Raw genomic sequence first — 9,682 nt, forward strand, 5'->3', positions numbered from 1 at the left:
GCCATGTCCGCATGGAACGATTTCAACGACGCCGAACAGCAGCCCAGTTTCGACCTGATCCCCAAGGGCACGCTCGCCCGCGTGCGCATGACCCTCAAGCCCGGGGGCTTCGATGACCCGGCCCAGGGCTGGACCGGGGGCTACGCCACGCAGAGCTTCGAGACCGGCTCGGTGTACCTGGCGGCCGAGTTCGTGGTGCTGGAGGGCGAGTACGCCCGGCGCAAGCTGTGGTCGAACATCGGCTTGCACAGCGCGAAGGGCCCGGCTTGGGGCCAGATGGGGCGCAGCTTCGTGCGCGCCGTGCTCAATTCCGCCCGCAACGTCCATCCGCAGGACATGAGCCCGCAGGCCGCCGCCGCGCGGCGCATCCAGGGCTTCCACGAGCTCGACGGCATCGAGTTTGCGGCCCGCATCGACGTCGAGAAGGACGGCCGCGGCGAGTTGAAGAACGTCATCCGAAACGCCGTCGAGCCCGACCACCCGGACTACGCCCGCCTGATGGGGCTGCCGCCGAAGAACCCCGGCAGTGGTTCCACCGGCGCGCCCGCCGCAGCAACCCCGCCGCGCACGACGCCGCCCGTCAACCCGCAACGCCCCGCCATGCCGGGCAAGCCCGCCTGGGCGCAGTGAGAGGAGGGGCGATGAAAACGAGCGAAGCGAAGTTTCGCGAAGCCGAAGGCGAGAGCGAATGCAATGAGCGGCAAGTGCTGGGTCTGCAAACGACAGGCGCGCGGCTACGGCCACTCGGACCTTCGGCATCCGGTGGGCGACGCCCGGCGCTATCCGATCGACTGGGTGTTCTGCTCGCGGCGTTGCCAGGAGGCGTTTCACGCGCTCTACGGTCAGTGGCTGCGGGTGCAGGAAGGACGCACGCCCAAGACGGAGGTGGCCATGATCGACCCGTCTGACGTCGAACTGGCCGCGATGAAGAAGTGCCTCAAGGCCTTCGGCGCGGCGGCAGAAAGCATCGGCTTTGCCAAGCCGCTGGGCGAGTATTCCGAGGCTGAGGCGATGCAGGTGATCGACGCCATCGTCACCTGCTACACGGACGCGATGGTCGAGCACCACGAGGCGACCAAGTATCCGCCGGTGCGGGGCTTGAAAGACCCGGTGTCCGACCCGTTCGCCGACCTCGAGGACGATCTGCCGTGGGAAGAACCGAAGGCTCAAGCGCAGACGGCACGCACGGCAGCACCCAAGGAGGCGCGGCGATGATGGACTTCAACGCCTCCAAGAGCCTGTCGGGTCAGCTCACGGCGCTGATCGACGCCGGGCTGCAGCAGTCTCGCGCGGCGCAGCCTCGCCGCACGTACCTGGGCGCCTCGCGCCTCGGGGCCGCCTGCGAGCGCGCGCTGCAGTACGAGGTCGCCGACGCTCCGGTCGATCCGGGTCGCGAGACCGACGGTCGGATGCTGCGCGTCTTCGAGCGCGGCCACGTGATCGAGGACTGCATGGTCGGATGGCTGCGCGCGGCGGGCTTCGATCTGCGCACGCGTAACGACGCGGGCGAGCCCTTCGGCTTCTCGGCGCTGGACGGGCGCCTGCAGGGCCACGTCGATGGCGTGCTCGTCGCCGGGCCCGACCTCGGCCACGACAGCGGCTATCCCGCGCTGTGGGAGAACAAGTGCCTGGGCGCCAAATCGTGGCGCGAGTTGGAGAGACATCGGCTCGCGGTCGCCAAGCCCGTCTACGCCGCCCAGGTCGCGCTCTACCAGGCCTATCTCGAACTGCACGCGCACCCGGCCCTGTTCACGGCGGTGAACGCCGACACCATGGAGATCCACGCCGAGCTGGTGCCGTTCGATGCGGCGTTGGCGCAGCGCATGTCCGACCGGGCGGTCAAGGTCATCACGGCCACCGAGGCGGGCGAACTGCTGCCGCGCTCGTTCTCCGATCCCACCCATGTCGAGTGCCGGATGTGCCCATGGCAGGACCGGTGCTGGAGGGCTGCGGCATGAGGACCCGATCCGTATCGACGACGGGCGCGATTGGCGAGCCCATGATCGACGCCAAGCAAGCCGCGGCCAGCCTGCGTCTGCCGTACTACTGGTTCGCCGATCCAATGATGCGCGCCAAGCACCGCATCCCGCACTACCTTCTGGGTGGGCTGGTGCGCTACCGGCTGTCGGAACTGCAGGTTTGGGCCTCGCACCACGCGAGAGCCATGGCCCGCAGCGCGTCGGATGGCAGCGAGGAGGGCGGTGCATGATCGATTTCAACGCTCTCCCGGACCCGCCCGCCGACGCCGACCCCACCGCGCGCCGCGAGGAGATTCGCGCCGCCCTGCTCGCGAGGCTGGAGTCGGTGTTGTTCACCCTGTTCCCCGCTGGAAAGAAGCGCCGCGGCAAGTTCGTCATCGGCGACGTGCTCGGCAGCCCGGGGGACAGCCTGGAAGTCGTGCTCGACGGCGACAAGGCGGGGCTCTGGACCGACCGCGCCACCGGCGACGGCGGCGATGTGTTCCACCTGATCGGCGGCCACTACGGCGTGGACGTGCAGGGCGACTTCGCCCGCGTCCTCGATCTGGCCGAGGACCTCGTCGGCCGAGCCCCCACGGCCCCGTCGCGCAAGGCGGCCAAGAAGGCCCCGATCGACGACCTCGGCCCGGCCACCGCCAAGTGGGACTACCTCGACGCACAAGGGCAGCTCATCGCCGTCGTCTACCGCTACGACCCGCCCGGGCGCAAGAAGGAGTTCCGGCCCTGGGACGCGCGCCGCCGCAAGATGGCACCGCCCGAGCCGCGGCCGCTGTACAACCAGCCGGGGATCCACAACGCCGCCCAGGTCGTGCTGGTCGAGGGCGAGAAATGCGCCCAGGCCTTGATCGAGCTCGGGATCGTGGCCACCACCGCGATGCACGGGGCGAATGCGCCCGTGGACAAGACCGATTGGTCGCCGCTCGCCGGCAAGGCCGTCCTCCTCTGGCCCGACCGCGACAAACCCGGCTGGGACTATGCGATGGCCGCGGCGCAGGCCGCACTCGCCGCCGGCGCCGCCTCCTGCGACATGCTGCTGCCGCCCGACGACAAGCCCGAGGGGTGGGACGCGGCCGACGCCGTCGCCCAAGGCTTCGACGTCGCCGCCTTCATCGCCTCGGGCCCGCGGATGAGCATCAAGCCAGCACTTGGGCAGCCCACGCAGGAGCCTTCCGTCTGGGCCACCGACGACGCGCTGGCGCTGAGCTTCACCAGCCGCTACAGCGAAGACTGGCGCTACTGCGCCGCCTGGGGCAAGTGGCTGGTGTGGGACGGCCGGCGCTGGCAGGCGGACGAGACGCTGTTGGTGCACCACCTCATCCGGGCGATCTGCCGCGAGGCCGCCCTCAAGGCCGACTCCCACCGGCTGGCGGCCAAGCTCGCCGCGAGCAGCACGGTCGGCGGCGTGGAGCGGCTGGCGCGCACCGACCGGCGGCACGCCTCCACCTCGCAGGAGTGGGACGCGGATCTGTTCGCGCTCAACACGCCGGGCGGCGTGGTCGACCTGCGCACCGGGCGGCTGCGCCTCCACGACCGCGCCGACCGCATGACCAAGCTCGCCACCGCCACGCCCCGCGGCGACTGCCCCCGCTGGCGGGCGTTCCTGGCCGACGTCACCGGGGACGATGCCGACCTGCAGGCCTACCTGCAGCGCATGGTGGGCTATTGCCTCACCGGCTCGACGGCGGCGCACGCGCTGTTCTTCCTCTACGGCACCGGCGCCAACGGCAAATCGGTGTTCGTGAACACCTTGGCCACGATCCTCGGCGACTACGCCACCAGCGCGCCGATGGACACCTTCATGGAGGCGCGCGGCGACCGGCATCCGACCGATCTCGCGGGCCTGCGCGGGGCGCGCTTCGTCTCCTCCATCGAGACCGAGCAGGGCCGGCGCTGGAACGAGTCCAAGGTCAAGGCGATCACCGGCGGCGACAAGGTCTCGGCGCGCTTCATGCGCCAGGACTTCTTCGAGTACACGCCCCAGTTCAAGCTGGTCATCGCCGGCAACCACAAGCCCGCGATCCGCAACGTGGACGAGGCGATGAAGCGCCGGCTGCACCTCATCCCCTTCACCGTGACCATCCCGCCCGAGCGGCGCGACGCCGGGCTCACCGACAAGCTCCTGGCCGAACGCGACGGCATTCTCGCCTGGGCGGTGCAGGGCTGTCTGGCCTGGCAGCGCGAGGGGCTCCAGCCCCCGGCCAGCGTGGTGTCGGCCACCGCCGAGTACTTCGACGAGGAGGACGCCGTCGGCGACTTCCTGGACGAGGAGGCCCAGCGCCACCCGCAGGCCCGCGTGGCCGTGGCCGACGTGTTCCAGCGCTGGCAGGACTGGGCCGGCCGGCGCGGCGAGTACGTGGGCACGAGCCGCTGGCTCGCGCAGCAACTGGCCAACCGCGGCTTCGAGCGCACGCGCATCCACGGCGGCGTCAAGGCCCTGGCGGGCCTGTCGCTCAAGCCCAAGGACTCCGGCGTACGGCTCCCGTACCGCGACGACTGACCACCCACGGTGACCGAAGGTGACCCGTCCAAGGATTGAGTCTCTTTACGCGCGTACGCGCGCGCGGGCGGAAGGGATATTCCCCACGGCGGTCACCTTCGGTCACCGGCATGAGAACACGAACGAAGGACTGCAACGATGACAGCAACGATTCTGGCCCTCGACCTGGGCACCACCACCGGCTGGGCGCTGCGCGACCGCACCGGCCGCATCACCAGCGGCAGCCAATCCTTCAAGCCACAGCGATTCGAAGGCGGCGGCATGCGCTACCTGCGCTTTGGCCGTTGGATTTCTGAAATTCAGACATCGGTTTCTGAACTTCAGTTTTTGTACTTCGAGGAAGTGCGCCGCCACGCCTCCACCGATGCCGCGCACGCCTACGGCGGGTTCCTCGCCACGCTCACGGCCTGGTGCGAGCACCACGGCGTCCCCTACCAGGGCGTGCCGGTGGGCACGATCAAGAAGCACGTCACCGGTAAGGGCAATGCGAGCAAGGACGAGATGATGGCGGCCATGCGCGCGCGCGGCTACCTGCCCACCGACGACAACGAAGCCGACGCGCTGGCCCTGCTGCACTGGGCCATCCAGCATCACGACGCGGCACAGGAGGCGTGAGATGGACATCCCGACCCCTCGCTACCGCTGCCCGCTGGGGCGCCTGCAGCCCGAGCCGATGGACGTGGAGGCCGTCAAGCGCCGCGGCTGGCGCGAGCAACGCCTGCTCGTCGTCTCCCTCGAGGACGACCGGCTCGACTGGATGGAACGCGAGCTGATCCGCCGAATCGGCGAGCGGCTCTACGGGGCACGGGAGGCGCGCCATGGCTGAGTGGACCGTCGAGCGTGTGGACGAACGCTTCCGGGAGGCGGCCATCACCGCCCACCGCCTGCCGCCCGTGCGCGTGCAGGGCTACTTCAACACCTGGCCCGCGATCCGCCGCATGCCCTGGGAGACGCTGGGGGCCGAACCCACGATCCGGCGCTTCCCACCCAGCCCCGAGGCCATCGAGCGCATGCTCGAGACCATGCGCTGGGTCTTGTGGCTGGAGGAAGAGGAACGCCACCTGGTATGGATGCGCGCCGAGCGCCACCGCTGGCGCGACATCTGCGCCCGCTTCGGCTGCGACCGGACCACGGCGTGGCGGCGGTGGCAGCGGGCGTTGCAGACTGTCGCGAACCACCTAAACACCACGCAACAAGGTGCCAGCGCAGCGGCAGGACGAAGCACCACTCCCAAAGCCATGCGCAACGCCGATTAACGCCGCACTCGGTTGCTCGCGGTTTGGGGTTGGATGCGAAACCGGGCGTGCGCACAGGTGCAACAAATCCGCCGGTCCGAGGGTAGTATCTCGGCTAAGATCTGGACTGGACAGCGGCGACGGTCAAGCAAGCCGTCCAGCCATCCACGGGTCCTTCCTGGGCACCCAGCTATGCGGGGGGCGCGAGCGCGGCGCTTCGCCACCGTCAGGGTGCAAACCGAGGTTTGCAGGGTTTGCGGTTTGCAGCCCTCCAGCCCGAGACCTTCTCCCCGACACCCCAAGCCCGCCCACGGTCCGCCGTCGGCGGGCTTCTTCGTTTCCGAGGCACCGATTCTGGACACGCTCGCCGTCACGTACCGCAAGGTCGATACGCTGATCCCCTACGCCCGCAATCCGCGCACGCACAGCGACGAGCAGATCGCGCGCATCGCCGCCACCATCGCCGAGTTCGGCTGGACCAACCCGATCCTGGTCGATGGCGAAAACGGCATCATCGCCGGCCACGGCCGACTGCTGGCCGCACGCAAGCTGGGGCTCACCGAAGTGCCGGTGATCGAGCTTGCGCACCTGACGCCTGCGCAGAAGCGCGCCTACGTGATCGCCGACAACCGGCTCGCACTCGACGCCGGCTGGGACGAGGCGATGCTCGCGCTGGAGTTCGCCGAACTGGCCGACGCCGGCTTCGATCTGGACCTGACCGGCTTCTCGGCCTCCGAGATCGAAGGCCTGCTCGACCACATCGAGGAGACGGAACCGTCCGCCGATGAGGACGAGCGTGCGCCGGAAGGCGACGCGGACGAGGACGACATCACGGTGCCGCGCATCGTCATCAGCCGCTCGGGCGACATCTGGCGGCTGGGTGAGCATCGCCTCATCTGCGCCGACTCGGCCGACAGCGCCGCCATCGAGCGCTTGATGGCGGGCGAGCGTGCGGCGCTGCTCTTTACCAGCCCGCCCTATGCCAACCAGCGCAACTACACCACGGGCGGCATTGCGGACTGGGATGCGCTCATGCATGGCGTCTTTGCCGCGGCCATGCCGATCATGCGCGCCGACGGCCAGATGCTGGTCAACCTGGGCCTGGTGCATCGCGACGGTGAATGGCAGCCCTACTGGGACGGCTGGATCGAGTGGATGCGCGCGCAAGGCTGGCGGCGCTTTGGCTGGTACGTGTGGGATCAGGGCGTGACGGTGCCGGGGGATTGGGTAGGACGCCTGGCCCCCCGCCACGAGTTCATCTTCCACTTCAACCGCGAAGCCCGAAAGCCCAACAAGATCGTGCCGTGCAAGTGGGCCGGGCAGGAAACCCACCTGCGCGCCGACGGTTCGTCCACCGCGATGCGCGGCAAGGACGGCAAGGTCGGCGCCTGGTGCCACGCGGGGCTGCCGACGCAGGACTACCGCATCCCCGACTCGGTCATCAGCATCACGCGCCAGCGCGGGCCGATCGACAAAGAACGAGAGATCGACCACCCGGCGGTCTTTCCCATCGGCTTGCCGCAGTTCGTGATGGAGGCTTACACGAACGAGGGCGACGTCGTCTTCGAGCCCTTCTCAGGCTCGGGCACCACGATCTTGGCGGGTGAGGCGTGCGGCCGCCGGGTCAGGGCCTCGGAGCTTGCGCCAGAGTATGTCGACGTGGCCGTGATCCGCTGGATCAAGAACCACCCCGACCAGACGCCGGTGCTGGAGTCCACCGGCCAGACCTGGGACGAGGTCAAGGCTGAACGGGAGCCCGAGGGCGTGACCGCAACCTATGCCGACGCCAAGAAACGCCTGTCGGACGTCTTCAACGACCGCATGGCGAAATTGGCCGACCCGCCGTATTCACCCTGGGGGCGCAATCGCAAATGAACTGGCTCGCCGACAAAATCGAGCGCTGGCCGACCGAGCGCCTGTTGCCCTACATCCGCAACCCGCGCACGCACTCGGATGAGCAGATTGCTCAGATTGCCGCATCGATTGCCGAATTTGGCTTCGTCAACCCGATCCTGGTGGGCAGCGACGGCATCATTGTGGCCGGTCACGGGCGCTTGGCGGCGGCGCGCAAGCTGGGGCTTACCACCGTGCCGGTCGTGGTGCTTGACCACCTCACGCCGACCCAGCGTCGGGCGCTGGTGATCGCCGACAACAAGATCGCCGAGAACGCCGGATGGGACGAGGAACTGCTGCGTCTGGAGCTGGCCGAGTTGCAGGAGGCCGATTTCGACTTGGCGCTCACCGGCTTCGATGCCGACGAGTTGCTGGAGATCATGGCGGGTGAGGAGACCACCACCGAGGGCAACACCGACGAGGATGCTGCTCCCGACGTGCCCGAGGAACCCGTCTCCCGGCTGGGCGACGTCTGGCGACTCGGGCCGCACCGCCTGGTCTGCGGCGACGCAACCACCGCCGAGGCCTATGCGCGCCTGTTTCCGGACGGCGAGCGGGCGGACATGGTGTTCACCGATCCGCCCTACAACGTGAACTACGCCAACAGCGCGAAGGACAAGCTGCGCGGCAAACACCGCCCCATCCTCAACGATGCGCTGGGCGAAGGCTTCTACGATTTCCTCTACGACGCGCTGTCGCTGCTCGTTGCCCACACCCGCGGCGCGATCTACGTCGCCATGTCCTCCAGCGAACTGGATACACTGCAGGCGGCTTTCCGCACCGCCGGCGGCCACTGGTCCACCTTCATCATCTGGGCCAAGAACACCTTCACGCTGGGTCGCTCGGACTACCAGCGCCAGTACGAGCCGATCCTCTACGGCTGGCCGGAGGGTGGCGAGCGTCACTGGTGCGGCGACCGCGATCAGGGGGATGTGTGGCACTTCAACAAGCCGCGCGTCAACGATCTGCACCCGACGATGAAGCCCGTGGAGCTGGTCGAGCGCGCCATCCGCAACTCCAGTCGGCCCGGCGATGTGGTGCTTGATCCCTTTGGAGGTTCCGGCACGACGCTGATCGCCGCTGAGAAGTCGGGGCGTCAGGCACGACTGATCGAGCTCGATCCCAAGTACGTCGACGTGATTGTTCGCCGCTGGCAGGAGTACGCCGGGGCGCAGGCGGTACGGGAATCGGATGGTGTCCGTTTCGATGACCTGGTCGGCACAGCCGATGCTGCCGACGCCAGTGATGTGGATGCCGAGGAGGCGCTGTGAAGCAGTCGCGCTGGATGTTCGATGGAGAAGCCAAGCGCTTTTTCAATCTAATCGGGCCAGGGCGTGACCCGGATGGTCGTGGGGTCGTAAATCTGCTCGCGCGCACGGGATATGGTGGCGGAGGCCTTATTGAGAGCTTCTCTCTCCGTCTTTGCCCGGACGTGGAACACGACGCAGTCGTGATGATCGGTGGTGCGGATCGCATTCACTGACCAACGGCGCGATGGGGCAGCTGGCCTGGTCTTTTGTCGGCCTGTCCCGCCGCACTTGAAGCACACGCCGCCCAGCACGTTGGCGTAAATGGCAAGACGACCCTTCCCCTGGCAGCGCGCGCATGGATAGGTCGTGGGCGTCTTCATCGCTTACTCCTGGTTGGCGGCGCGGGCGACTTCGTGCGCGCGGGCCAGTTCCGCCTGGGCGCTGGCAATCAGGTCCAGGCGCAGGTGGCTCTTCGTCATTTCGTGTGGAACACAACACTCACAATGCTCCCCTGGTTGTTGAGCCCGGTGGGCATGTGTGCAGGCCGCTGGCCGGCCTGTGCACATGTCCACGAGGCGTGTTTGATCAGGAGGATGAGTCCATGGGCATTGCCGTAGAAGCTCTGTTCACCAGCGCGCTGGGCTTGCAGCCGCCGTGGGTCGTCGATGACGTCAGGCTCGACACCGCCAAGCGGCGTATCGACTTCGAGATCGGCTGCCACACCAGCAGGCTCGCCTGCCCGGCATGCGGTGCGGCCACGCAACCGGTGCACGACCGGCTGCGCCGATCCTGGCGGCACCTGGACTTCTTCCAGTTCGAGGCCTGGCT

The 9,682-nt window shown here is 68.3% G+C and carries 12 protein-coding genes; all 12 read left to right on the forward strand.

Annotation, left to right across the window (positions count from 1 at the left end):
* Positions 1–3 precede the first annotated feature (3 nt).
* On the forward strand, positions 4–630 hold the full coding sequence (locus tag BUA29_RS08445; RefSeq protein ID WP_072756151.1) for a hypothetical protein: 627 nt from the start codon (positions 4–6) through the stop codon (positions 628–630).
* A 63-nt stretch (positions 631–693) separates the two neighbouring features.
* Positions 694–1,215: a DUF6511 domain-containing protein gene (locus BUA29_RS08450; RefSeq protein ID WP_072756152.1), complete on the forward strand. Its 522-nt coding sequence runs from the start codon at positions 694–696 to the stop codon at positions 1,213–1,215.
* On the forward strand, positions 1,212–1,958 hold the full coding sequence (locus tag BUA29_RS08455; protein ID WP_072756153.1) for a PD-(D/E)XK nuclease family protein: 747 nt from the start codon (positions 1,212–1,214) through the stop codon (positions 1,956–1,958). Before BUA29_RS08450 ends, BUA29_RS08455 begins: the two co-directional genes overlap by 4 nt.
* Positions 1,955–2,209: a hypothetical protein gene (locus tag BUA29_RS08460; RefSeq protein WP_033371809.1), complete on the forward strand. Its 255-nt coding sequence runs from the start codon at positions 1,955–1,957 to the stop codon at positions 2,207–2,209. Before BUA29_RS08455 ends, BUA29_RS08460 begins: the two co-directional genes overlap by 4 nt.
* Positions 2,206–4,476 carry a phage/plasmid primase, P4 family gene (locus BUA29_RS08465; RefSeq protein WP_072756154.1) on the forward strand — a complete coding sequence of 757 codons (2,271 nt, stop codon included), beginning with the start codon at positions 2,206–2,208 and terminating at the stop codon, positions 4,474–4,476. The genes BUA29_RS08460 and BUA29_RS08465 overlap by 4 nt, the downstream gene beginning before the upstream one ends.
* Before the next feature lie 138 nt (positions 4,477–4,614).
* Entirely contained in the window at positions 4,615–5,091 is a 477-nt protein-coding gene (locus BUA29_RS08470; RefSeq protein ID WP_072756155.1) for a crossover junction endodeoxyribonuclease RuvC, read from the forward strand.
* Between the two features lies 1 nt (position 5,092).
* Positions 5,093–5,302 (forward strand): hypothetical protein, encoded by a 210-nt coding sequence (locus BUA29_RS08475; protein WP_019562367.1) that lies wholly within the window; start codon positions 5,093–5,095, stop codon positions 5,300–5,302.
* Positions 5,295–5,732 carry a DUF6362 family protein gene (locus BUA29_RS08480; protein ID WP_072756156.1) on the forward strand — a complete coding sequence of 146 codons (438 nt, stop codon included), beginning with the start codon at positions 5,295–5,297 and terminating at the stop codon, positions 5,730–5,732. The genes BUA29_RS08475 and BUA29_RS08480 overlap by 8 nt, the downstream gene beginning before the upstream one ends.
* A 240-nt stretch (positions 5,733–5,972) precedes the next feature.
* On the forward strand, positions 5,973–7,586 hold the full coding sequence (locus BUA29_RS08485; RefSeq protein ID WP_245770530.1) for a site-specific DNA-methyltransferase: 1,614 nt from the start codon (positions 5,973–5,975) through the stop codon (positions 7,584–7,586).
* A complete protein-coding gene (locus BUA29_RS08490; RefSeq protein WP_072756157.1) occupies positions 7,583–8,875 on the forward strand; it encodes a site-specific DNA-methyltransferase in 1,293 nt (430 codons plus the stop codon). The genes BUA29_RS08485 and BUA29_RS08490 overlap by 4 nt, the downstream gene beginning before the upstream one ends.
* A complete protein-coding gene (locus tag BUA29_RS12030) occupies positions 8,872–9,087 on the forward strand; it encodes a hypothetical protein (protein WP_143148861.1) in 216 nt (71 codons plus the stop codon). Before BUA29_RS08490 ends, BUA29_RS12030 begins: the two co-directional genes overlap by 4 nt.
* A gap of 368 nt (positions 9,088–9,455) precedes the next feature.
* Positions 9,456–9,682 (forward strand): ISL3 family transposase (locus BUA29_RS08495; RefSeq protein WP_033371769.1); only part of this gene is annotated, 227 nt, incomplete at its 3' end.

Source organism: Thermomonas hydrothermalis (genome assembly GCF_900129205.1).
GTDB lineage: Bacteria > Pseudomonadota > Gammaproteobacteria > Xanthomonadales > Xanthomonadaceae > Thermomonas > Thermomonas hydrothermalis.